The following is a 23,915-nucleotide window of genomic DNA, read 5'->3' on the forward strand; positions in this document are numbered from 1 at the left end:
GCTCCCACGGTCAAGCAAGACGAAAGCCCTCGTCGGGTCGCCCTCTTGCGAGATGCCACCTGACGAGGGTTCCTGGCTGGCCCAATCTCAGACCTTGGGGGTCCTGGGGGCATCCTTTATCGGCTTGGTGCTGGTGATCCAGGAGAAGGATCTTGTGGGGGTCGGTGACGCAGCGATCAAGATCCGGCGCCCGCCTTGCACGGTGCTGGCCGTGGGGGCAAGCTTCACAGACGACGTCGTCTGGGCCGCGACGCCGCTGCCGACGAGCCCGGACTGTTGGGACGCGGCGACCGCGGCCGCCGCAGCGGCCGAGCCCGCGAGCACGCCGCCGACCGGGGATGCCGGGGTGGGGAAGAGCGCCGTGCTAGGGCTGGTGGTCACGTTGGCCGCCGGCAGTCGGTTGTTAACCGCGCCAACGAGGCGGATTCCCTGGAGACGATTCGCAGGTTGGCCGGACCTCAGCTCGCGGATCGTGTTGTCGGGGTCGATGACCACACCCAGGTAGTAGCGGCCGGGGGTCGTCGGCAGGGTGACCGCGGCACCATTGATTGTGGCAATGTTCGTGGGCGCGTCGAGGGTGTCGTCGCCCAGGACCGAGTGGCGGCCCACCACGGCCGAGGCCGAGTCGATGTTGGCGATGGAGTACGTCGCGACGATCGAGCTGCCGCTATTGAATGTCTTGTTGAGCGACGCGACGAGAATCACCTTCACCGGGCCCTGGGGCAGAGTCGCGGCGGTGCCGAAGTTCCCCACCTGGATGGTCGGCTGGATCGTGTCGCCGGGCTCCAACGCGGCGGGGACGGCGAACTCGACCAGCCGCAGGCTCGGCAGCGCGGGCTGGGGGGCCACGCGGAGCGGTACCGGGGCGCTGGTGTTGGCCGTCGAGTCGTTCTGAACGATCGAGCCCGTCGGGTTGACGACGAATGTCAGGTAGACATTCTTGCCCGCGCCGGGGAAGCCTTTCGGCTGGCTGGGAAGGGTCAGCACGGAATTGATGTCGACCCGGTCATTCTGCTTGATCGCAGGGACGTCGACCGTGCCGACTAACACCGCTGTCTTCGGGTTGAAATGCGTCGTGGACGAGAGATAGACGTTGGCCGTGGTGGCCGGTGCGTCGGCCGTGCTCGTCGCGCCTGGCGTGAGTGCGAACGGCTCGATGATCGAGCTGGCGCCGAGATTCTGGACGCTGATCGTGACGCCGAGCTGTCCGCCATACGCCGCCGTGCCGGCCGCCCGGCCCGAGACGACGAGCTCGGGCAGCGAGTAGCCGAGCGGCGAGTAAGCCATCAGCTGCCGGCTTTCCAGGAGCTCGACGAACGCGTGCGGGACGGCCCGTCGGCGCCGTTCGCGACCATTCCGTTGCAGCGGGTTGAAATCGAGAGTCGACACCGTGAACCTCCGTGCGGCCGATGCCCGGACCGCGCCTGCGGGACCGATCACGCAGGTCTCCCCGGACCGCGCCCGGGGCCTGCGCCCACTGGTCGACTTCTTTCGACGGGAACGATGCCCGAAATTGCGGCCGAGTCGCGTTCTCGGTCGGTCGGGGGTTGGGTTGGGAACGACTTGCCCGGCACGCGACGGGACGCGGATACGACGCCCGCGACGCGTGCCCCGAATCCGCCGGAAGCTCCCTGCGTGACCCTCGGCCGATCTGGTACACTTGGCCGAATTGTCCGGCCGCGGGGCCCCTGCCCCGGTCCGTCGACGACGATCCGATGACGCAGGCAGGAGCGGAACGTGCGCTGGTCGCGAGCACTGATCCCCACGCAGAAGGAAACCCCCGCCGACGCCGTGGCACCCAGCCACCGCCTACTCCTCCGCGCGGGGATGATCCGCCAGCTCGGAGCCGGGGCCTATACCTACCTCCCGCTCGGCCTGCGCGTGCTGCACAAGGTCGAGCAGATCATCCGCTCCGAGATGGATGCGGCGGGCGCGCTCGAGCTTCTGATGCCCGCGCTCCAGCCCATCGAGCTCTGGAAAGAGTCGGGCCGGTTCGAAGCGTACGGCGACACCTTGATGAAGCTGAAGCTCAGCGGCAATCATCACGTCGCGCTGGGGCCGACCCACGAGGAGGTCGTCACCGACATCGTCCGGGCCCTGGTGAAGTCGTACAAGCAGCTGCCGGTCACCCTCTATCAGATCCAGACCAAGTTCCGCGACGAGGCCAGGCCCCGGTTCGGGATTCTCCGCACCCGCGAATTCCTGATGAAGGACGCCTACAGCTTCGATGCCGACGTCGACCAGCTCAACACGAGCTACGACGCGATGTATGAGGCCTATTGCCGGATCTTCGACCGCTGCGGCATCCCCTACGTCAGCGTCGAGGCCGAGAGCGGCCCGATCGGCGGAGACAGCTCGCACGAGTTCATGATCCCGTCCTCCACGGGCGAAGACTCGATCCTCTGGTGCGAGGCCTGCGGGTACGCCGCCAACGTCGAGCGTGCCGAGATCGGCGTACGACCGCCCAAGGCGCCCGGCTCAGCCCCCGCCCCCGCCGAAGTCCCCGCCCGCAGGGCCGTCCCCACGCCCGGCAAGAAGACGATCGAGGAAGTCTCGAAGTTCCTCAAGGCCAGGACGCAGGCGACCGCCAAGCTGCTCGTCTTCCTGGCCGACGGCAAGCCGGTCGCCGCACTCATCCGCGGCGATCACGAGGCGAATGAGTCGAAGGTGCGCAGGGCCTTTGTCGCGACCACGCTGGAGCAGGCCGACGCAAAGACTGTCGAGACCGCCACCGGCGTGCCCATCGGCTATCTCGGGCCGATCGACCTGAAAATCCCGCTGGTCGTCGACTCCTCCGTCAGCCGGATGGCGACCGTGATCGTCGGGGCCAATGAGGTTGACCTTCACTTTGTCGACGTCGTCCCGGGCCGAGACTTCCCGCTGGAAAACGTGCTCGACCTGCGAAATGCCGTCGATGGTGACCCTTGCCCGCGTTGCTCCACGGCGATGGCGGTCCGGCAGGGCATCGAGGTCGGCCACGTCTTCAAGCTGGGGACCAAGTATTCCAAGGCTCTCGGGGCGAACTTCCTCGACGAGAAGGGGAACGAGGTCCCGGTGATCATGGGCTGCTACGGTATCGGCGTGAATCGGATCGTCGCGGGCGCCGTCGAGTCGGGCCACGACGAGAACGGCATCCTCTGGCCGCTGGCAATTGCCCCGTATCACGCCCTGGTCGTACCGCTCCAGCCCCAGAATGCCGAGGTCATGGCCGCCGCCGAGGCGATCGAGGCCAGGCTCCAGGCCGCCGGGTATGACGTGCTGACCGACGACCGCGACCAGCGCCCGGGGTTCAAGTTCAAGGATGCCGACCTGATCGGCGTCCCCCTGCGAGTGGTCATCGGCGAGCGTGGGCTTAAGGAAGGGATCGTCGAGGTGAAGTGGCGTAACGACGCCGCCGCCCACAACGTGCCGGCGGCCGACGCCGCGGAGACGATCCTGGGCGAGCTGGACAAGCTCCGAAAGGAGCAAGCCGAGGGCAACGAGGCCAAGAAGGCGACCCGTGCCGGCAAGGGGCGATCCTGACATGGCCGGTTCGAACTTCGCCCCTCGCCAGAAGCGGATGCTGATCTTGCTGGCTGTCATGTCGCTGGGGACGTTCGGCGGCCCCGTCGGGATCGGCGCCATCCTTCGAGGCGGCGCCAGCCGTGGCTGGCCCCCCGACAGGCCCGTGGAATGGGCTACCCTCCTCGGGGTCTCAGGCCTGGTTGCGGCCTGCATGCTGGGGATCATCTCGCTGGGCATGACCCAGAGGCGCGAGCAGGCCATCGCCGAAGCCGCAAGGAAGGCGTCCGCAAGCGAGGTTCGACGATGAGTCTGGCGGTTGTCGCCGGGGTGGTCACGGTCGCCGCATTTGTGGTCGGAGCCATCCTTTCGGCGATTGCCATCCGCATTGCACCCAAACTCGGCCTGGTCGATGCACCTGGCGGACGCAAGGCGCACAAGGCTCCCACCCCCATGGGCGGCGGCGTGGCCATCTGGCTCACGGTCATTCTCGGCCTTGGACTCGCGACGCTCGTCGTCAAGTTCCCGCCGGACTGGCTTCCCGACGAACTTGCCCGACATGCCTCGGGGGCCCGGGAGAAGATTCCGAGGCTCTGGGGGATCCTGATGCTCTCCAGCGTCATCATGGCAATGGGGCTGGCCGATGACCGCTTCGGGCTGGGCTGGAAGCCTCGCTTGTTCGTGCAAGTGGGGCTGGCGACCCTCCTCGTGACCTGGCTGGGCGTGCACGTGACCCTCTTCGGGCCGTTCTCGCACCCGCTTGTGTCGGGCGCCATCACCGTGCTCTGGGTGGTGGGCCTGACCAACTCGTTTAACTTCCTAGACAATATGGACGGGCTCGCGGCCGGCGTGGGCCTGATCGCGGCCTCGCTGTTCGTCGCCGCACAGGTCGCCGTGGAGAGCCTCTTCGTGCCGGCGGTTCTGCTCGTCCTGATCGGGGCCCTGGGCGGATTCCTCGTGTACAACCGATCTCCGGCGAGACTGTTCATGGGGGATGCCGGGAGCAACTTCCTGGGCTTCATGCTGGGGACCTGGACCGTCGAGGGGACGTTCACTCGCGATCCCTATTCGCCATTCAGTGTGCTCACCCCCCTGCTCGTCATGGCCGTGCCGCTTTATGACACAATCTCGGTGATCGCCATCCGTCTCAAGGAAGGGCGGAGTCCATTCCAGGCCGACCGGAGCCACTTCTCGCACCGGTTGGTCGATCGCGGCTTGACTGCGCCTGCGGCGGTCCGCACGATTGACCTGGTCACGCTCGCCGGCGGCCTGGGCGCCTTGCTGCTGCACCGGCCCGAGATGGACGCCCTGGGCGCCTCGATCATCGTCGGCCAGGCCCTCTGCCTGCTCGGCGTCGTCGCCGTGCTGGAAGTCTCACGCAAGCCCGAGCGAATCGATGCCCCGACGCACGCCGATCCGAACCCGCAATCTCGGGACGCCGCCCCCCTTCCCCGCCTTCACGGGAGCGACCAGGCCGCCCGATGACGACCCGGCCGAGGCGCTCGCCGGACGCCTCCACCGGATCGCGCTCGGCCTGTTCAGCGCGCTCGTCGTGGTCCGCGCCTTCTGGCCGAGCGAAGACGCCGCCGAGGGGAGCGGTCTGACCTGGGTGTTCGCAGTCCTGCTCGTCGCCGGCCTCGGCCTCGTCTCCGCCCTCATCGGCGGGACGCTCCGACTCCGGTTCGGCTGGGCCGACGCCGCGGTGCTCGGCCTCTTCGCGCTCGTCGGACTCTCCGCCGGCCACGCCGCCGACCGCCGCCCTGCGCTCAACCTCGCCTGGGAATGGGGGGGGCTTGCCGTCGCCTACATGCTGGCCCGGTCCCTTCCGCGAACCAAACGCGAGACGAACACGCTGGCCGCGATCCTCGTCGCCACGGCCACGGCGATCGCAGTTTACGGGCTTTTCCAGATCGCCTATGAGCTGCCCACGGTCCGCGACCGTTACCGGGCAAACCCCGAGCTGGTCCTGCGCGAGCTCGGGCTGGAGTCGACCGGCCCTAGCCGCCGAATGTATGAAGACAGGCTCCTCGGCTCCAACGAGCCATTCGCCACCTTCGGCCTGGCTAATTCCCTGGCCGGCTTCCTCTTAGGGCCGACCGTCCTGCTGGCCGCAGTATGCCTCGAACGCCTTCGCAAACGGGCTCCGATCGGGCTCATCCCTTACGTCCTGGCCGCCGTCCCTGGCCTCATTCTTCTCGCCTGTTTGATCGCAACCAAGAGCCGGAGCGCCTACCTGGGGCTCGGTCTGGCCCTGGCCCTCCTCGCCTTCCGGTCGATCGGCGCGATTTCGGGACGGACGTTGAGATGGGTGACGCTTTCAAGTTTGATTCTGATTGGCGCAATGGTCGCGGTGGGCTATGCCGCGGGCCAGCTCGACCTCCTCGTCCTCACCCAGTCGTCGACGTCGCTCAAGTACCGGTATGAATACTGGCAGGGCGCGTGGCGCATCCTCAAGTTCGTCCCCGGAGCGTTCTGGCAAGGGCTGGGTCCCGGCAACTTCGCGGGCCCCTACCTGATCTACAAGCTCCCCGAGGCCAGCGAGGAGATCAGCGACCCTCATAATCTGTTCCTCGAAGTCTGGACCACCGCGGGTATCTTCGCTCTGACGTCACTCGTCGCCGCCCTCGCTTTGACGCTGAGAGCGTCGTTCGGGAAGGCAACCGCTTCGCATGTAAGTGCGGAAGAAGTACCGATGCGAGCGAATGCCGATTCGAGCAGGGTCGGCTGGCTCCTCGCCTGGGGAGCCTCGGGCTGGATGCTCGCCGCGACCCTGAATCTGATCAACCCATTCAGCCCCCTGCTCGGCCCCCTGAATCCGTTCCAGGGCGACCTCTTCCTGCGCTGGATCATCCTCGGCATAGGCTGGGTCGTAGCGATCGCCTTGATCTGGCCGCTCTGGAATTCCGTGAACTTGCCCGCCGAGAGTGCCGGCGCCGCGGTCATCGCCGTCGTCGTGAATTTGCTGGCGGCGGGAGGCATCGGCATGCCCGCCGTCTCGCTGATGCTCTGGCTGAGCATGGCCCTGGCCTTGAACTTGCGAGATGACCGGGCCGAGGGCCTTGAACGTCGGCTGGGCCGAACCCCGACTTTCCTGATCGCCGCGGCCTGGGCCGCCCTGCTCGGCTCGTTCGTCGGCACGACGGTCCCTTACTGGAAGTCCGAGTCGGCGATTGTCGAGGCTGACCGCCAGATGATCCCCGGCCGGATGAACTTCGAGCGTGCACGGGGCGCGTACAGCCGTGCCATCAAGGCCGATCGATTCAACGTCCACCCGTGGATCGGCCTGGCCGACCTGGAGTATCAGTTCTGGCTGAGCCCCGAATCGAAGCGAGATCCGCGAGTCTGGCCCCGCGTCCTGATGGCGATGGACAACGCCGTGGGCTCGCCCCGCAACGCCGCGAATTACGGCTTACAGCGACGAAGGGCAATGATCGCTCGAGCCATCGAGGCTTCGCTCGGCGACGCCGCGAGGCCGGGTGATTTGATCCTGCTCCGGACCCACGCCGAGCGTGCGCTGCGGCTCGCCTCGAAGTTGAATCCGACGTCGCCGTTGATCCATGCGGAATTGGCCGAGTCGAGTGCGGCGATGAACTTCCTCAGCGTTGCCCAGGCCGAGGCGAAGGAGGCCCTTCGTCTCGATGCCTTGACCCCTCACCTCGACAAGAAACTGCCGGACGAACTGCGAACGCGCCTGCAGGCCGAGATCCCCGAATGGGCCGAGAAGGCGAAGCAAGGAGAGTCGTTCAACCCGGCGAGTTGAACGACTCTCCTTGCCCCTCGATCAGCGACCCGAGGATCTTCGGGTCTGGTACGTCTTGAGGTAATCTCTGTACTTGTCGTCCATCGGCCTCTCCCCTTCCGGGCCGAACGGGTAGTAGGGCATCCCCTTCCAGGGGAGCGGCCCGACGGTGTCGCTGGCGGCCGTGAACGGATCGGCGTCCTTGCAATAGCCGATCGACCTGAGGACGTACGACCGGGTCCAGCCCGGCTTGATCGGCGGGAGCCCGGACGCGTCGAATTCCAGCTTGAGGTCGTCGCCAGGACCGACGAGGCAGAGCCGATCGTCATCAGAGCTGACCAAACCCGCGACGTCGCCATACCTCGTCAAGTCGCCCTGGAGTCTTGCCAGCGGCGCGGGGTCCACATAGTCATAGTCGTAGATCAGCGGGAGTTCGCCATCGGGTGAGACCTCGCGGAGGTATCCCCGGGCAGAGAGCCACGCGTTCGACACGGGCAGGCTCGTCACCGCCTCGCCAGCCGGCTCCACCAACGCCAGGAACGCCTGGTCGTAATAGCATTCCATATTGGTCGTCAGCCGGATCGCGGCCCCCCGCCCCGTCAGCTTCCCTGTGAGGTCGAGCGACATCATCCGGGGCAACCCCGCGGGATAACCGGGGTGCGGGTCGATGACTTCCCACGTCCCGTCGGCCTTTCTCCGCTCCAGGACCGGCGGCTTCAGGGCCATACCGGCGGTGGCCGCAGCATAGTTGGTCTGCGAATACGGGTAATCGATCCAGCCCGCAAGCATCAGCATCAACCGATCGCTGGATTTCAGTTCCGTCAGGCGATCGCCGAAGTCGAGCACGATGCCATGCTCCTCCGCGTAGCCGATCCACCCGGAGAGTTTCTTGAACCCGTCGGCCGTGCGTCGGTCCCAATGCTCGAGCGTCGCGGACAGGTCGCGGCCATGCAGGTCCGTGGCCTTCTCCGGCCGGATGGTCCTCCGCCAGGTGAGCAACTCGCCAGTCGGCCGAGGACCCTCGGGCGCAAACCGCTCGTCTGGCGTGGACTCGAAGCCGGGCGGGCGGTCGACCACATCAAGCGTCAGGTGATCGAGATAGGCAATTTCATCCATGGGTTCGGCGATGGCCAGCCTGAGCTTTCCATCGACCGCACGAAGCTGGTTGCTGCTGATCGCGATCGCCTCGTCGCGATCGGGCTGACCATAGGTCCCCGGAGCGACCAGGTAACCGAGTCCGCCCCCGCCGAGGAAGTCGCCCAGGCACTCGAATCGTTTGCCGTTCCACGTGAAAAGTACCGGGCAACTGCCGGTCTTGCGGTTGATCTCATCCTGCACCCGGAGCACATTCGATTGCACGTTCAACTCGCACTGCATCGTGCCGTCGGGCCAGCGGAGTCGCAGCAGATCAGCCATCTCGTGGCTGCCCATTCCGAGCACAGCAGGGACCACCGACTGCCCTGGCCCCGAGGATGGGGTGGTGACCTCGAGTGGGACATTCAAACCCTGCCCTTCCAGCGTGAGCTTGACCCCCAACCCATGCGGATTGGTTCGCATGTGGCCGAAATCGGTCAGCCACTTCCCGCGAAGGTCGAGTGCGAGCCACTTCGAATTGGTCAGCCTCGGAATGATCTCGGGTGCCTCACCCTGCTTCCATTCGATCATTTCAGGCAGTGCATCACCCAGGAAGTCGGCCGTGAAATGCGCCGTCGGCAATGTGATTTCCGGGGAGCTTCCCGGGATCCGAAGGCTTTGTGCGACGAGTCTGTCTCCGTCATTTCGGGCCCACTGCGGGCCGGCGACGGCCCTTAGGCTGACTGGCAGGAGGTCGGGCCAGGTGTCGAGATCGAGGTCCACGGCCGTGGCCGAGTTCCAATCGGAGGCCTGGATCGGGACATCCTGGAAGCTCGCGACGACACGATCACCCCGTCCTGTCGTCGCATTCCGCCACGCCTTGATCGGACCGCCCACACTGGTCTGGACCAGGTCGGACCGACCGTCTCGGTCGAGATCGATCGTGACCAGCCCGGAGACTCGGCCCTGCGAACCGACCTCGCCCGCGCCGAGCCCGGTGACTTCCACTGTCCGAAAGCGGCCCAGGCGATCATTCAGGATGAGGATCGGAAGTTCGCCTTGCCGGGCGAGGATCAGATCGAGGTCGCGGTCATCATCAACATCCAGCGCCGCGATCCCGGCATAAGAGCCCGGAGGTCCCGACAGAGCTGCGGCCTCGGGCATGGTCCACGGGGTCAGTTTGAGCGACAGACCTCCCGCGGAAGTTTTCCCCTTCGGCGCCGAGGCGAGCGGGAGCCAGTTGGAAGGAACTCCCCCCTCCTGGGGCCTGGGGGTCCCGTCGTTTCGATAGACGGTATTCACCGTGGATGTCGACGGCTTGCCGGGGAGGAAGGCCCGGCGACCGTCCTCGATGGCCGCACCGTTGAGGACATAAAGATCGAGGTCTCCGTCCTGGTCCAGGTCGAGCCAGCGGGCCATCGGCGAGATCGACTTCGACGGAGCCAGGCCGACCTCGGTCGTCACATCCTTGAATCCGTCGGCGCCGAGATTTCGTAGCAGGCGATTGTCGCCGACGCCGGTGACGAACAAATCCACATTCAGGTCGGCATCGAAGTCCCCGGCGGCGACCCCAATCCCGGCGCGGTCCTCGGGAAGCCCCAAGGCCAGGGTGACATCCTCGAACGCTCCGTTTCCGCGGTTCAGAAAAAGCGCGTCCCGCAGCCCCTTCGGGCCGATGACGGCTGCCGTGAGATAGAGGTCGAGCTTGCCGTCGTTGTTCGCGTCGAAGACGGCGGTTCCGGGCCCCCAGATCGCCCGCGCCGAGGTGATGATCGTATCCCGATCCGAGGTTGAATCCGTCACGCTCGACGGGGCGACGAATGGAGCCCAATTCGTGCTCGGGGGGAAGGCCACCTTCATCGGCGTCCGACCAGCAAACTGAAGTTCGGTCCCCTTCCCCGCGGGCCTCTCACGTGGGGGTGTCGGGTCGATGACCCGGGCGTATTTTCCCGCCTCGCCGTAGAAATTCTCGGCGGTGTCGCCGGGACCGTCCGGGGACGATTTCGGGTTGAGCCTGCGCCAGAGTGCGGACAGTTCCTTCTGTTTGTCTCGGTCCTTCGCCCAGCTATAGGCCGATTGCAGCTTGAACAGGGCCGAGATCAGATATGGGTTCGCCTCGAGCGCCTTTGTGTAGATCTCGATGAGCTGCTTCGCCTGGGGCGGTCCCGCGGGACGCCCCTTCACATTGGGGTCGGTGAGGGTGGTGCCGACGTGATACCAGGTGTGCCCATCATTGGGGTCGGCCTTCGAAACGAAGACGAAATCCTCGTGCGCCTGGAGGATGTTATCTCCGCCCAGGAATTCCAGGATCAGGCCGCGGCAATAATGCGCCGGAAGATGACCCGGGTCGGCCTTGAGGACATCGTCGAGGAGCGATAGTGCAACTTCGAAATTGCTCTTGGACTTCTCCCCTCCCGGCGTCGCCTCCGCGATCGTGCCCGACGTATTGAGGAGTGCGATCGAGAGGTTGACCGAGCCCGGCAGCCAACCCGGCGCCAGCTCGTGCACCTTTCGGAATGCAGCGGTCGCATCCTCGTATTCGTAGCGTTCCATGTGACCCACACCCGCGAGGTGGGCCTTCATGACCTCGCCAAGGCGGGCGGCGGGAATCTCGCCGGGCCGCTCCGACGAGACCTCGGGTTTCGGCGGGGCGGCTTCCTTCGCCGTACCGCCGCAACCGTGGGAGGCGCCGATCAGGACAAAAAGCAAGAGCGACGGATGCCCGAGTCGACTCGCCCACATGGATCGGCCCCGAGAAGGTGGTGCCCGAGGGGCCGCGGGCTGGACTTGGTTCGCGTCGGCGAGCCGAGCTCAGTCGCGATTCGGGCGATAGATTGGCCTGGTATACAGGTCAGTATAGGCCTCGGCCCGGATGTGGCCTAGGAGGTCATGCCCCCGCCGTCGCCCTCGCTCGGCGCGGAGTGAGGCGAGGTCGATGGGACCGACGACGATCTTCTCGCCCGGTCCCGGGTCCGCCTGACTCAGGATCCGGCCGTCGAAGTCGACGATCATGCTGCCGCCCGGCCAGGAGAAGGGCGGATAGTTCGAGAGGCTCGCCCCCTGATTGGCTGCGACCACATAGGCCGAGTTCTCCGCGGCGCGGGCACGATTGAACAGCGTCCACCAATCCATCGGGGGGGTGGCACCCCACGGATCCATGTAGGCCGAGACCCTGAGGAGGACTTCGGCCCCGCCCAGGGCCAGGGCGCGAATAGCCTCGGGAAAGAGCCAGTCGTAGCAAATTGCCGCTCCCAGGCGACCGATTTCGGTCTCGGTCACCGGGAACAATGGCTCGTCATATCCGGGCAGGTCGTGGGGGCTGGTGTGGACTTCCCACGGGATCCACGGATTCACCTTGCGATACTTGCTCAGCAACCCGTCGGGGCCGATCAAGCAGGTCGTGTTGAACACCCGCCCGGGCCAGCGGGCGTCGACTTCCAGGAAGGTTCCGCTCTGAATGTAGATCGAGTGCTGCCTGGCCTTGGCCACATACCGATCGGTCTGTTCGTTGGGGATGGGGACGGCGAGCCGGTCGATCAGTTCCTCGGCCGTCGCATAGATTGGCGCGGCATGCACGAACTCGGGGAAGACGACGAGCCTGATGTCGAAGAACGGGCCGTAGCCGATCACCGCATGGTCGACCATCGCCAGGAGACGGTCGACGCGAGCAGGAAGTTCTGAGCGGTCTTTTGGGCAGGACAGATCGGTCTGGCATGCTGCGGCGTAGTACCGTTCGATGGTCGGCATTGGCTCTCAGCGTTTCTCTGGCTCTTGCTTCCTGGTCGCGTCGAGGAATGCGGCGAGTGAGGGGTCGGCCTTTCGGTCGGTCAGTCTGAGGAAGATATCGCCAGCCTTCCGAGTCTCGCCCGAGAGATAGAGCTGCGCACCGAGTAGGAACCAACCGTCGCGGTCTCCTGGCTCGGCCTGGAGGTGCGATTCGAGCGCCGCAATCGGCTTGTGGAAATCGCCGGGCTCGCCGTAGATCCGCCGGATATCGGGCGCCGTCAGCAACCAACCGGGGTCGGTCGTCAGGGCTTCGCGCACGCGGTCGGCCGCCTCGGAATACTTGCCCCGAACAAACGCGAGCTGGGCCAGCCGAACCCGCGGCTCAGCCGACGAAGGATTGGCGCGAGCGGCCTGCTCATAACGCTCGCTGGCTCGCTTGGTGCTGCCCATCCGGAAATGGCGGTCGCCGAGTGTCACGAATTGCTCCGCGCGGGCGAAGTCGACCCGGCGAGTTCGCCGTTGCGTCGGCCTCATCGGAGAGCCCTGCATCTCTCCTTCATCTGCACGCGGGACAACGACTCCGGCCTGGAAGTCCGGAGGAACCATCGGGCCCAGCATCAACGGAGACGGAGTCGTGACATAGGTCGTGCCTCGGGGGCCGTACATGCCGCCGTACCAATACATCGACCAGCCGCCGCCGACGGCGCCGGGGACCTGGTAATTCCCTCGAGAGCGATTCCCCGAGGTCGAGGGCGTGGAAGCACCGGCTGCGGCCTGGGTTGGCGCGGCGACGACGACCTCACCGGCTTCGGCGGTGGGAGCGACGCCCTGCCAGAACATCACGATGGTTCCGATCGCGATCCATCTTCCTGAGACCATCGCCCTGCCTCCGTTTGCGCAGCGCCAGCGTCCACTGTCTCCAGTATGCAGGTGACCAAGCCCGAGCGCCAAGTGTGGATGGCCACGACCGCTCGTGTCTTCGAGCACAAAGACGCCCACGGTCAACGTCGTCGCAACGGACGCGCCTGCGAGGCCCTCGCCGGTGCGGGGAGCTTGCCATAATCCGCACCCACGGATCGGAGCCGCATCGTCTCCGACGTGTTCGAAAAATCGCGTGCCAGATCGCCGGGTTTGAGGGTGCCGGGGGTAGGCCGATCCACGACGAGTCTGGCGAAAGGGCCCCTGTTCGACGGAATCGGGCCGATCGCGTCGCGGATATGCGACGGGCCCCAAAGGTCGATCCAGTCGCGCTTGACGTTGACGATCGACGAGCTTGTGTTATTCGACCGACTCGAACCCAGGAAATGCTGCACCTGGAACACATCACGGTCACCCTGCCAATTCGCTACGCCCGAGGATAGACCGTCGGGATCGGCTCGCAGGACATCCATCGCCCGCTCCGGAAACGGGTCGATGAAGAGGCACTCCTTGCTGCTGATTAACCAGGGCCTGTCCGGCCCAGGCGGATCGGTCGGCCATGAGCCGATCGTGATTGCGGCACGACCCGCGGTGATCGTGCAGCGGGTCATCTGCAACTCGGCGAAAAATCGCGACCGGCTGACCTCTTCCGGCAGGAGCCGTATTGAATCCTGGCCCCCCGCAATCGCGCAGTTGGTCAGCGAAATCAGGCCCCGTGCAACCTCGGCGACCAGGACCGCCCCGCCGCCCTGCATCAGGATGCTATCCCGGATGAGACATGTGGGCAGGTCCCACGGGGTCACGAACGGACGAGTCCTGGAGCGTAGTGGTCTCGTCTCGAAGGCGCGGAATTCGATCAATTCATCGCCCGGGTACCCCTTCACGCTCTCCGAGGTGAGCAAGCAATTGGTCATCACCAGATGCCCGGCCTCCACGCGCACGAGGTGGTCGGGTCCCCGTTTCTCTCGTCGGAGATGCACCCCTCTGAGGACCAGATCGCCTCCCTTGGTCGCGAACAGAGCTCCACCGTTGGCAGATCGGTTGGTCTTCCAGGAGAGGTGTTCCTCGCCCGCCGATGGGGGGACGACGTCGATCTCCAACGACACCCCCTCCGGCATTAGGATGGGTGACGTGAACCTCGAAGAGGCACCGATTACCGAGACCCGGACTCGCACCGCATCAGGTGGGGTCCGTTCGACGAGAAATCTCCCAATGTCTCCGTACCAGGGGCCCACATCAGCCCGGAAGACCAGATCCACATCCGTGTGGCTGACCGACGGATCCGGATCGTCCTGCTTTACTGCCAACATCGGCGGACGGACCGCGTCTCCCTGAGCAGGAGCCTGTCTCAGCAAAGCCCCCGGGAGGAGGAGTTCGGGGATCGTTGTGAGTTTGAAGACATCCAACGTCTTCTCACCGAGCCAGGGGGACGGTACTGCAACTCGGGTGAGGGTGCCGAGGCGCTCGGGCGCCAGGAGTTCGAGTTGATCGAGTTTCGTGGTCGACGGGGAAAGGATCCAGGGGCCGGGAGCCTCGCGTCCGTCCACTTCGAAATCGGGCCAGGCGGCCCTGGCGGCGGGGAGATTTGCCAGCCGGGTCGTTGCGCCCGCGTTGAGGAGCGACGTCCAGCCGACGAACCGATCGTCCTGTCCTTCCCAGTCGAACGCTGTCGTGGTTGCAGCCTCGGGAGTCGTCAAGAGGGGCACCGAGTCACGACCGGCCAATCTTGCGAACGTGGACCCGAGGGAGCGGAGGCTGAGAGACTCGGTCAAGGAGGGGTGAAACGCGGCGAATGGCCCCTGCCCCGCGACGATGCTTCGCACGAGATTCAGACGCCGAGGAGGCCCGGCGAACGTCCTGGCCTCGACCGACACGAGCGGCCCTTGCCCACCGAGCACCACGCTACGGACGACGGCGAGGTCGCAACGTCCCGCTGTGAGTTGGAAGACTGTAGGGACATCGGTGCGAATCGTGGTCCGATCGAGAATGATCCGCGATGGCCCCGGTGGACGGTCGGTTGGCTCGATGACCTTCACGAGCGGGAACGACTGACCATCCGCCGCGAGTAGTGTGACGGTGCAGTCGCGGAGGATCAGGTCGGAACCCCCGCACTCAAAGACCGCTAGATGCGCGGCCGGTAGCTTCTTGACCTGGATGACGAGATCGAGGCCTTCGAGGATGAGCTTGGCCCGTTGCAATTGGAAGATCGCAGACGAGTTGTTTGCGACCGCGGGCTTGGTGAAAGCCAGGATCGGTCGATAGCCGGCTCTCGCACGGATCCGCCTGGTCTTCCCCGTCATCCGGAAATCGGTTTCGAAGAAGGGGCCGTTGTCGGCGATCTCGATCTCCGCCTCGCGTGAGTCGAAGGCACGACGCAGATCGGGCACGGCAGTGGGGTCCGCAGGATGCGCGACGCGCCGCACGATCACCTTGGGAGACGACGGCGGGTCGGCGTCGATTCCGACGAAATCAGCCAGTATGGCGTCCTCTCGCCCCGGCGGATAAATCGTCTCAGCGACAATTTCACGTTCGGGGTCGGTGGGCTCTAACCAGGGAGGCTCAACGGGCGCACCCGCGATCGGGGCCGGCTTTGATTTCTTGGGAGTCACCACGGGTGGAAAGATCACGGGAGGGGGCTCGATCACCGTGGTGACGCCGGATACGGTCTCGAGTTCCTTCTCGATCTCCTGCTTCAGGATCGTGGTCAGTCCAACCCCGAGGAGCGCGATAGCCAGACCGATGATGACACCGAACCCGACGTAGACGTGTGTCGGTGCCTCGGAACGTCCCGAGGTGGGCGAGAGTTGTCCTGCCGGAGGGGCCTGGATGTTTCTCCGGTCGGGACCGGTTGGGGCAGAGAGGGGAAAGGACTCCGAGTGCGACGCGAGTTCGCGGGCCCTCGTACGCAACTCATCGAAGACTCGCAGCTTCGAGAGGTCGCGACCGCCTTTCCCGAGAGGCTGATCCGTGGCGACCTCTAGCTCGACACCGGAGAGTGCTTTGAGGTCGAACTGACTGATCGGGGCCGAAAACCGTTCGGCAGGTGCCCGCTCGGGTCGCGGCAGGATCTTGCCGTCGGCTTCGTCATCGAGCATCACATCGAGGACCGACGCCTCCATGGTCGATGCACTGTTCCGATCGGTGGCGGCGTCAAGGTCGGAGATCAGGGCGTCATAGTCCGCCTGCCGATCCTCGGGGCGCTTGGCCATCATCGACTGGATAACTTCAACGAGCGTCTCGGGGATTTCGGGACGGATGGATCTTGGGTCCGGGGGGGCCTCTCGGTAGTGCCTCGAGAGCTTCTCCGTCACGGTCCCGCCCGGGAACGGTGGGGCGCCGGTGAGCAAGAAATAGAACGTGCAGCCGAGGGAATAGATATCGCTCTGGACGGTCGCTGCGCGGCTATCGCGGGCCTGCTCGGGCGACATGTAGTCGACGGTCCCGACCGTCGTCCCGTCGCGAGTCACCCGCTCGTCGTCGGTATCGGCCTGGAGGGCGAGCCCTAGGTCGATCACTTTGACCACGCCGTCCGGACTTTGCAGGATGTTCGCCGGCTTGACGTCGCGGTGGATCACCCCGCGGCTGGCCGCGTATTTCAACGCCGCGGCAACCCCTTTGACGATCTCGACGGCGATCGGGATCGGCAGCGGGCCGTCCTTCCTGATTCGATCGTGGAGGTCACCCCCCTCGACGAATTCGAGAACCAGGTAGAACCGGCCCTGGTCGGCCCCGCGATCGAAGATGGTGACGATGCTGGGATGTTCGAGCGACTCGGCGTTCTTCGCCTCGCGCAGAAATCGATGGAGGATCGTCGGGTTCTTGGCGAGCGATCGGGGCAAGACTTTGATGGCGACTTCGTGACCGGACTCGTCGTGAATCGCGCGGAAAACCGAACTCATCCCGCCCGAACCGAGGGGCTGGACCAGCCGGTAGCTCCCGATCCGGGCCTCCTGGAAGGGTCGAGGGCTCGTCTCCGACTCGGGCATCGGTCACTCTCTCCAGGACCGATTGAGCCGAGCGGGATGAGCTGCGGCGGGCCGGGGCAGATTCGAGATCAAAGACGCGGGATCGAGAGTCCGCCGTCCAGCCCGAAAATTGAACCAGTCGAAAACGGGAAGGCGCCAGAGACGAGAGACGCCACGGCACGCCCAACGTCGTCGGGTGTCCCCCATCGCCGGATCGGGACGAGGCCCTCGGCGATCTTCTCGTCGTAGACGCCCTTGACCGAGGAAGTCATGTCCGTGGCGATGATGCCGGGCCTGATTTCGTTGACGAGGATGCCAAATTCCGCGAGGCGGACAGCGAAGAGCCGTGCAACCATGCTGAGGCCGGCCTTCGCCACGCAATATTCTCCGCGGCCAATACTCGCCATTTCGCTGGAGACCGAGGTGATGAAGAGAATCTGAGAAGCGGGCCTGACTCGTCGAGGGGCCTGCTCAATCATCGCCGCGGCCACGGCCTGGGTCAAGAAGAAGGGGCCCCGGAGGTTGTTGCCGAGTGCCCGGTCCCAGCTTTCGGGAGTCGTCTCCAGCAAGCCAAACCGGATCAGGGGCGCCACCCCAGCATTGTTCACCCAGTAATCGATGTGGCCGAAATGCTCTGTGATCGTATTGACGAGGGCACGCCCCTGCCCCAGATCCGAGACGTCCGCCTGGATCGCGACGGCTTCCGGCGATCCCTTGCGTCTGGCCATCTCGCAGGTGGCCTCCGCCGCATCCGCATCTGCTCGATAATTCACGACCAATCGCAGACCCAGGCCAGCAAGGTGCTCGACAATTCCGCGGCCGATCCCTCGGCCTCCCCCGGTCACGACCGCGACGGAGTCCGTGGTCATGGGCGATCTCTCCGGGGAACGGGCCGACTCTCGCCTCCGCGCCGACGGCGGAGCACTGTCGATTGACAGGCTACCAGGTTCAAGTCAGAATGGCACCGCTCCTCAAGTTCGCGCCCGTAGCTCAGGTGGATAGAGCGGCGGTTTCCTAAACCGTAGGCCGCAGGTTCGAATCCTGCCGGGCGCATCTCCAAAGATCGAGCGACATGCTGGCCCGGTTGCGGGCCGCCCTCCGACGCGCCCGTAGCTCAGCGGATAGAGCAACGGTTTTCTAAACCGTCGGCCGCAGGTTCGAATCCTGCCGGGCGTATCTCACCGACTCTTCGAGCCTCGGTCGAGCAGGCCCGATCCCGGATTCATCTTGACATGAACCCGCTCGCCGATTGGGATGACGGCCAGTCAGCCTCGACTCCGTCCGCGTTCCACGTGAAACCGAGACGTGTCGACGACGGCTCTCACGGCCTGATGCGTGCTCGAACGCCTCTCATGCCGGGTTCAGCCGTCTTGGGCTGATTCCCTCCGCTCCGAATCGCCTCCGGCCAGGCGGAATCATGGAATTTTCCGAAGATCTCCCGCAGAAGATCGATGTCAGCCTGACCAACCTTCCCACCATCTGGGGAACGATCCGCGAGGCCCACGGGACGGGTCCGACGGCCCAGACGGCGATGATCGAACTGATCAGCCGCTATCACGACGCGGTCGAGCGATATTTGCGCCTGAAGCTCCGGGATCCTAACCTGGCCGATGAGGTCTTCCAGGAATTCTGGGCGAAGGTGCTGACCCACAAGCTCGCCGGGGCCGACCACAATAAGGGGCGGTTCCGGGACTACTTACGCACGGTCCTCCATCGCCTGATCATCGACCACTATCGCGGTCGCAAGCTCCAACCCCTGCCCCCCGGCGACCTGCTCGACGAGTCTCAACCCGACGTCGACTTCGACCGCCACATGCGCGAGGCCCTGCTCAAGCGCGTCTGGTCTCGGCTCGAGACGTATGAGGCCTGCACGCCCAAAAATCGATACTCGAGCGTGCTCCACCTCCGTAGTGACTTTCCCGAAGACTCAATCGATGACCTGGCCTTAAAGCTCGAGGCGCGGACCCAGCTGAAGATTTCTCCGGAGGCCTTCCGGAAGACCTTGCAGCGGGCACGGGCCAAGTTCCTGGAGCTTCTCGTCGTCGAATTGAAAGAAACGATCCACCCGGCCGCCAAGGAGGATATCGAAGCCGAGATTTACGATCTCGGACTCGGTCATCTCTATCGCCGCTATGCCGTCGACCATAACGCTTGACGGACGACTCGATCCGATCGAATGTTGGATCGTTGTAAAAACGAAACCTCTGTCAAGGTGAATTTCGGTCGATTATGGCCCGGCGACTTGATTCATCCGTCACGGCCCTTAAACTAGGGTTAGACGGATCCGCGCATGGAGTCTGAGCACGCCCGCATCGGGTTCGACCCCCTGGCATGTTGACTGCCCATGGCCCGGGCGATTCCTGAACTTGCACCGAGACTCTTCGTCCAAGAGAGGAACGGGGATGCTGGTTCTATCCCGCAAGAAAAACGAGAGCATCATTATCAACGACCACATCACGATCACCGTGGTGGAGGTTCGTGGCGATAAGGTGCGCCTGGGGATCGATGCGCCCAAGGATGTCTCGGTCCACCGCCACGAAATTTATAATGCGATCCAGCTTCAGAACCGGCAAAACAATATCACCGCCCCGACCGGTGCGGCGTCGCCAGAACTTGACGACTGAGTCGGTCGACTCGCCTTCGACTCGAGTTTCGGCGAAATTTTCCATCAAACGCTTTGGCGATTGCGTGCATGGGTGAATCGGGCGGATCATGAGTTCGGTCGATTCCCGAACTCTTGCTCACATCGCTTGACCTGGTGGACGACTGTCGGTAGTCTAATTCGATCGCCCGGCGACTGGCCCCATCGTCTAGCCTGGTCTAGGACACGTGCCTTTCACGCACGCAACATGGGTTCAAATCCCATTGGGGTCACTGCTTCTCCCCCTCTCCCTCCGTCATCCTCTCCCCCAATCGATGCCCTTCGAAGCGATCGAGCATCACCGCGACGACCATGTCGCTGGTGACGTTGGTCATCGCGCGTCCTCTCGACAAGATCCAATCGACCGAGAGCAGCAGCGAGACGATCTCGAGCGGCAACCCGACCGTCGCAAGTACGATCGGAAGCGAGATCAGGCCCGCGTCGGGGATGCCTGCAATACCTACGCTTGCTACGACACACGCCAGCGCAGCGGCAAGTTGCCTGAGCGGTGAGAGTTCGATGCCGTAGGCATGGGCGACGACGAGGACGGCCATCGCCTCGTAAAGCAAGATCCCGTCGTTGTTCAGGTTCGTGCCCACACACGCGGAGAGTCGCGCGGATGGCGTCGAAACTCCCATCTCGTCCAGGCTCTTGAGCGTGACGGGCAGGGTGGCCAGGCTGCTGCTCGCCCCCATCGCATAGATGACAGGTTCCTTCGCCTTCGACCAGAATCGGCGGAGCGAGATGCCTGAGAAGTAGAGCCAACCCTGGTAGACGACCAGAACCTGGATTGAAAGTCCAAGCAGGACGACGAGGACGTAATAAGCCAGGCCCACGATGGGGCCGAACCCATATCGGCCCACTGTCTGCGCCACCACCCCGAAGATCGCCAGCGGGATGAGCCTTATCACCCATCCGATCAGAAGCTCCGACGCCCGGTAGAAGGTCGCGACCGCACGCTCGACCCCGAGGTAATCCCCTTCCCCTCGCGTCTGTTGCTCGACCTTCACCATCCTGAGAGCTAGGCCCGCCATCAAGGCGATCAGGACGATGGAGAGGACCGAACCTTCCAGAAATGGCTGGACCACGTTTTTGGGTACGTATCCACTCAGCTCCTTGATGAAGTCGATCGGCTTCGCGTCAAGCTCGGGCCTCGAGATGGGGATTGGACGGAGTGCCATTGAGGCCCTCAGGTGATCACCGGGCCGCATCAGTTGCGAGAGTGCCATCCCGATGACGATCGCCAGTCCTCCATTGACCATCGAGATTCCGACCATCCTGGCTCCGCTTCGCCCGCTCAGTTCCGACCTCATGAACGCGTCGATCACGGCGAAGAACAGGAGCGGTGCCGCGAGCGCCTTGATCAGGCCAATGACGATCGCGCCCAACTCGCCAAGTGGAGCCGCCCTCGGGCCGATCGCGTGTCCGAGCAAGGCTCCCAGGACCATTCCCACGAGGATCTGAGCGACGAACGGGATTCGAGACGCGAAGTTGAGCATGCGAATCATCAATTCCTCGAACCGTTCATCGTGGGCGATTCATGAAACCTAGCGATCGGCCTTGATGGGCACGCCCAGGGCGTCCAGGTGTGCGGAGACGCAGCCCGCGAGGATCGGGACGTTATATCCTCCCTCGAGCACGCTCAGGAGCCGGCCTTGCGACCAGGTCTCCGCAACCTGAAGGACATCGCGGGTCATCGCATCGAAGTCCTCGGTCTCGAGCCCAAGGTCGCCAACCGGGTCTTCCGCATGTGCATCGAAGCCGGCGCTGAGAATCACCAGCTCAGGTCTCGTCCGGTCGGCCATCTCCGAGAGAGAGGCTCGGAACGCGGCGAGGTACTCGGCCCGAGAAATTCCATAGGGTAGGGGGACGTTCCGCGTCATCCCCAGCCCCGGCCCGGTCCCTGTCTCGTCGGCCGCTCCCGTGCCCGGGTAGAACGGCCAACGATGGATCGAGAGGAACCCGACCCGAGGGTCGCGTTCGAAGATCTCCTGAGTCCCGTTGCCGTGGTGCACGTCCCAGTCGACGATCAATATTCGGCTCAGCCCTAGCCCTTCGAGCGCCTCGGCCGCCGCGACAGCCACGTTGGCATAGAGGCAGAATCCCATCGGCCGATCGGGCCTTGCATGGTGGCCGGGAGGCCTCACGACGCAGAGCCCCCGCGGGTCGCCGCCGTTAACGATTCCGTGGACCGCCTCGACTGCCGAGCCGGCGGCCAGCCTCGCCGCCAGCGTCGTCCCGGCGCTCATCCAGGTATCGGCCTCGATCTGTCCGCCTCCCTGCTCCTCCCACTTCGAGACGGAATCGAGGTAGCCCTGAGTATGCACACGGAGAAGCTCGGAATCGGTCGCCGGGCGAACCGTGCCTATGCCACACCGACCCGCCTGTCCGGTCCGCTCTAACTGCCGAAGGACCATCTGCAGGCGTTCGGGCCGCTCGGGATGACCTTGCTTCGGCACGTGGTCGAGCATCCTTCGATCGCTGTAGAGGGTGACCATCTTGGACCTCGATTCTGCGGTGTCGTACGCGCGGGGTGCCTCACGCTAGACGAGCGACGCGTGATGGTCAATCGTCGCGCGTTTCACGTGGAACCCGGGCGATGGAAGCTGGTCGCTGATCGGTTATCTTCGGCCCCATGGGAAACTCGACCGACCGCGCCCGTGCCTCCGGAAGGCTGCTCGCGATCCTCACGATCGTTGGGCTGGCCATACGCCTTTCGGGCCAGGGACGTCTCTACCTGGATCAGTTCGATGAGGGGATCTATGCCCTTGGCGGGCTCTGGTCGCTTCCCGGAGCGGGACTGACAAGTCTCGACCCGACACTCATTCCCTATGCGCCGCCAGTATTCCCAATCCTGGTGGGGCTAGCGTACGAGATCGTCGGGGTGAGCGATCTCGCGGCGATTCTCCCATCCTTGATCGCCGGCACGCTCACGATTATCGTGGTCGGCCTGATCGCCTGGAGGAGCTTCGGGGTCGCCGCGGGCGTGGCTTCCGCGACGCTCGCAGCGTTTTCCGGTGCACACGCTGAATTTTCCAGAGTGGCCCTCACCGACGCCACGTTTCTGCTGACCTGGCTCCTGGCATTATTCGCAGGCCAGAGGTTTCTGAGTCATCCAGGCGTACGTCGGGCGATTTTGCTCGGGCTTGCGACTGGGCTCGCCTGGAACACCAAGTACAACGGATTCCTCGCGGGCGTCATCGTGGTCCTCGCGGCCGCATGGAATGCGTGCCTCGACTCTGAGGCGAGACGTCGTGCGACACTGGCTCGCGTCTTCGGGTTCGGGGCGATTGCAGGCCTCGTGGCAATTCTCGCCTATATCCCCTGGGCGATTTTCGTGGAACGCAACGGAGGCTACGCGGCCCTGGCCGCCCATCAGCGGAGTTATCTGGGTGGGCCGATTTCCTGGTTTCCGCACTGGCGCCTCCAGCTCGCGCAGTCAGTCGCACTCTCCGGCCCGCCGATCCGCGGAATACTTGCCTGGATCGCGGCATTCGCCCTGTCGGCGTTCGTCTCGAAGGGCGAGATCATCCCGCGTCGGGTCCCTGCCCTAACAGGCATCTGGAATTTCAGTCCTGTCGTCGTCGGAGCCCTCGCGGCCTGGTTGGCCCCCGATTTTGGCTGGTGGGCGGGATTATTCTTGATGCCCCGGGCCTTGTTTGAATCCAGACCCTCTGTGCGTCTACTCGCGCTTGCCTGGCTTGTCCCGGCGATCCTGACGCCGTTCTATCACCCGTACGCCCGCCTCTGGCTTCCGATACACGCCGCGGGGTGGCTGCTGATCGGCGGTGCGATCGGAGATCTCGTCACACGGGACGATGAGGGCTGGAAGGCGGCAGAACTCCAGGTGCTCTGGAAGCATCCGGGGTTGCTCCTGACGGTCGCCTGCCTACTGGCCGTATCTCACTGGCAAATCTATGGCCCGAGGCCGCGACCGCTGATCCCCCCGGCGGCGGGAGGTCGAGGCCTCGCCTTGCTCCCGAAATTCGTCCTCGATCGACTTGGAGGAGCTCGCCTGCCGGTCAGGGTTCTGGCTCGACCTCCGGCCCTGTTCTACCTCGGATCGTCGGGGATCAATCCAGGGCGACTGAGCGGCATCGAGGACCTGACCGCGGCCAGGTTGTCCCCGGGCCTCGTCCTCGTCGACGAGGCAGTGCTCGATCCGGTACAGGCGAGTGCGTTCCTACGTGACGAGGAAGGAGTCGCGGTCACGATGCAATTCGAGCCGCTACGGCCGGTCACGATGCTCGACGTCGACCCCTCGGCGGCATACAGGCTGACAGCCCGTCGACCCTATCGAGTCTTCGTCCTCGACTCGCGACGTACGGCCCCACACCCCTGAGTTTTTAAG

At 64.7% G+C, this 23,915-nt stretch carries 15 protein-coding genes and 3 tRNA genes; 10 read left to right on the plus strand and 8 right to left on the minus strand.

Annotation, left to right across the window (positions count from 1 at the left end; all coding sequences use genetic code 11):
* Nucleotides 1–87 precede the first annotated feature (87 nt).
* Entirely contained in the window at nucleotides 88–1,389 is a 1,302-nt protein-coding gene (locus EP7_RS03610) for a hypothetical protein (protein ID WP_463526219.1), read from the minus strand.
* A 348-nt stretch (nucleotides 1,390–1,737) separates the two neighbouring features.
* Here EP7_RS03610 and EP7_RS03615 point away from each other — a divergent pair, with 348 nt between their 5' ends.
* From EP7_RS03615 to EP7_RS03630, 4 genes are read left to right on the plus strand one after another with little or no spacing between them, the layout of a single operon-like run.
* On the plus strand, nucleotides 1,738–3,522 hold the full coding sequence (locus tag EP7_RS03615) for a proline--tRNA ligase (RefSeq protein ID WP_463526220.1): 1,785 nt from the start codon (nucleotides 1,738–1,740) through the stop codon (nucleotides 3,520–3,522).
* A gap of 1 nt (nucleotide 3,523) precedes the next feature.
* Nucleotides 3,524–3,811: a hypothetical protein gene (locus EP7_RS03620; RefSeq protein ID WP_463526222.1), complete on the plus strand. Its 288-nt coding sequence runs from the start codon at nucleotides 3,524–3,526 to the stop codon at nucleotides 3,809–3,811.
* Entirely contained in the window at nucleotides 3,808–4,986 is a 1,179-nt protein-coding gene (locus tag EP7_RS03625; RefSeq protein WP_463526223.1) for an MraY family glycosyltransferase, read from the plus strand. The genes EP7_RS03620 and EP7_RS03625 overlap by 4 nt, the downstream gene beginning before the upstream one ends.
* Nucleotides 4,898–7,261 carry an O-antigen ligase family protein gene (locus EP7_RS03630; RefSeq protein ID WP_463526224.1) on the plus strand — a complete coding sequence of 788 codons (2,364 nt, stop codon included), beginning with the start codon at nucleotides 4,898–4,900 and terminating at the stop codon, nucleotides 7,259–7,261. The genes EP7_RS03625 and EP7_RS03630 overlap by 89 nt, the downstream gene beginning before the upstream one ends.
* Before the next feature lie 21 nt (nucleotides 7,262–7,282).
* On the opposite strand, the gene EP7_RS03635 is transcribed toward EP7_RS03630, so the two are convergent.
* From EP7_RS03635 to EP7_RS03655, 5 genes are all read right to left on the minus strand, one after another.
* Nucleotides 7,283–11,056 (minus strand): FG-GAP-like repeat-containing protein, encoded by a 3,774-nt coding sequence (locus EP7_RS03635; RefSeq protein WP_463526225.1) that lies wholly within the window; start codon nucleotides 11,054–11,056, stop codon nucleotides 7,283–7,285.
* 69 nt (nucleotides 11,057–11,125) lie between these two features.
* Nucleotides 11,126–12,061, minus strand: coding sequence for a nitrilase-related carbon-nitrogen hydrolase (locus EP7_RS03640; protein ID WP_463526227.1), 936 nt, complete (start codon nucleotides 12,059–12,061; stop codon nucleotides 11,126–11,128).
* A 6-nt stretch (nucleotides 12,062–12,067) separates the two neighbouring features.
* Nucleotides 12,068–12,919, minus strand: coding sequence for a tetratricopeptide repeat protein (locus EP7_RS03645; protein ID WP_463526229.1), 852 nt, complete (start codon nucleotides 12,917–12,919; stop codon nucleotides 12,068–12,070).
* A gap of 122 nt (nucleotides 12,920–13,041) precedes the next feature.
* Nucleotides 13,042–16,944: a serine/threonine-protein kinase gene (locus EP7_RS03650; protein ID WP_463526230.1), complete on the minus strand. Its 3,903-nt coding sequence runs from the start codon at nucleotides 16,942–16,944 to the stop codon at nucleotides 13,042–13,044.
* A 68-nt stretch (nucleotides 16,945–17,012) separates the two neighbouring features.
* Nucleotides 17,013–17,792, minus strand: a complete 780-nt coding sequence (locus EP7_RS03655; RefSeq protein ID WP_463526231.1) for a 3-ketoacyl-ACP reductase — start codon at nucleotides 17,790–17,792, stop codon at nucleotides 17,013–17,015.
* Between the two features lie 110 nt (nucleotides 17,793–17,902).
* Between EP7_RS03655 and EP7_RS03660 the strand changes: the two genes are divergently transcribed.
* The 5 genes from EP7_RS03660 to EP7_RS03680 all read left to right on the plus strand — a co-directional run bounded on the left by EP7_RS03660 (nucleotide 17,903) and on the right by EP7_RS03680 (nucleotide 19,797).
* Nucleotides 17,903–17,976: transfer RNA gene (locus EP7_RS03660), tRNA-Arg, on the plus strand.
* Nucleotides 17,977–18,026: 50 nt separating this feature from the next.
* Nucleotides 18,027–18,099 (plus strand) — tRNA-Arg (locus EP7_RS03665).
* 241 nt (nucleotides 18,100–18,340) lie between these two features.
* Complete coding sequence (locus EP7_RS03670) at nucleotides 18,341–19,078, plus strand: RNA polymerase sigma factor (protein WP_463526232.1); 738 nt, start codon at nucleotides 18,341–18,343, stop codon at nucleotides 19,076–19,078.
* A 247-nt stretch (nucleotides 19,079–19,325) separates the two neighbouring features.
* On the plus strand, nucleotides 19,326–19,547 hold the full coding sequence (gene csrA / locus EP7_RS03675; protein ID WP_463526233.1) for a carbon storage regulator CsrA: 222 nt from the start codon (nucleotides 19,326–19,328) through the stop codon (nucleotides 19,545–19,547).
* A gap of 175 nt (nucleotides 19,548–19,722) precedes the next feature.
* Nucleotides 19,723–19,797: transfer RNA gene (locus tag EP7_RS03680), tRNA-Glu, on the plus strand.
* On the opposite strand, the gene EP7_RS03685 is transcribed toward EP7_RS03680, so the two are convergent.
* On the minus strand, nucleotides 19,795–21,072 hold the full coding sequence (locus EP7_RS03685) for a dicarboxylate/amino acid:cation symporter (RefSeq protein WP_463526234.1): 1,278 nt from the start codon (nucleotides 21,070–21,072) through the stop codon (nucleotides 19,795–19,797). The two genes, EP7_RS03680 and EP7_RS03685, sit on opposite strands and share 3 nt — an antisense overlap.
* Nucleotides 21,073–21,111: 39 nt before the next feature.
* Nucleotides 21,112–22,062, minus strand: coding sequence for a histone deacetylase family protein (locus EP7_RS03690; protein WP_463526235.1), 951 nt, complete (start codon nucleotides 22,060–22,062; stop codon nucleotides 21,112–21,114).
* Between the two features lie 137 nt (nucleotides 22,063–22,199).
* Here EP7_RS03690 and EP7_RS03695 point away from each other — a divergent pair, with 137 nt between their 5' ends.
* Entirely contained in the window at nucleotides 22,200–23,906 is a 1,707-nt protein-coding gene (locus EP7_RS03695; protein WP_463526236.1) for a glycosyltransferase family 39 protein, read from the plus strand.
* Nucleotides 23,907–23,915: the final 9 nt, after the last annotated feature.

The organism is Isosphaeraceae bacterium EP7, assembly GCA_038400315.1.
GTDB lineage: Bacteria > Planctomycetota > Planctomycetia > Isosphaerales > Isosphaeraceae > EP7.

Excerpts from the sequence above, each read along its gene's own strand:
- EP7_RS03640 (WP_463526227.1), bottom strand. The coding sequence starts at position 12,061 with ATGCCGACCATCGAACGGTACTACGCCGCAGCATGCCAGACCGATCTG.
- csrA (WP_463526233.1), top strand. The coding sequence starts at position 19,326 with ATGCTGGTTCTATCCCGCAAGAAAAACGAGAGCATCATTATCAACGAC.
- EP7_RS03635 (WP_463526225.1), bottom strand. The coding sequence starts at position 11,056 with ATGTGGGCGAGTCGACTCGGGCATCCGTCGCTCTTGCTTTTTGTCCTG.
- EP7_RS03670 (WP_463526232.1), top strand. The coding sequence starts at position 18,341 with ATGGAATTTTCCGAAGATCTCCCGCAGAAGATCGATGTCAGCCTGACC.
- EP7_RS03645 (WP_463526229.1), bottom strand. The coding sequence starts at position 12,919 with ATGGTCTCAGGAAGATGGATCGCGATCGGAACCATCGTGATGTTCTGG.
- EP7_RS03655 (WP_463526231.1), bottom strand. The coding sequence starts at position 17,792 with ATGACCACGGACTCCGTCGCGGTCGTGACCGGGGGAGGCCGAGGGATC.
- EP7_RS03695 (WP_463526236.1), top strand. The coding sequence starts at position 22,200 with ATGGGAAACTCGACCGACCGCGCCCGTGCCTCCGGAAGGCTGCTCGCG.
- EP7_RS03625 (WP_463526223.1), top strand. The coding sequence starts at position 3,808 with ATGAGTCTGGCGGTTGTCGCCGGGGTGGTCACGGTCGCCGCATTTGTG.
- EP7_RS03630 (WP_463526224.1), top strand. The coding sequence starts at position 4,898 with ATGCCCCGACGCACGCCGATCCGAACCCGCAATCTCGGGACGCCGCCC.
- EP7_RS03685 (WP_463526234.1), bottom strand. The coding sequence starts at position 21,072 with ATGATTCGCATGCTCAACTTCGCGTCTCGAATCCCGTTCGTCGCTCAG.
- EP7_RS03690 (WP_463526235.1), bottom strand. The coding sequence starts at position 22,062 with ATGGTCACCCTCTACAGCGATCGAAGGATGCTCGACCACGTGCCGAAG.
- EP7_RS03620 (WP_463526222.1), top strand. The coding sequence starts at position 3,524 with ATGGCCGGTTCGAACTTCGCCCCTCGCCAGAAGCGGATGCTGATCTTG.
- EP7_RS03650 (WP_463526230.1), bottom strand. The coding sequence starts at position 16,944 with ATGCCCGAGTCGGAGACGAGCCCTCGACCCTTCCAGGAGGCCCGGATC.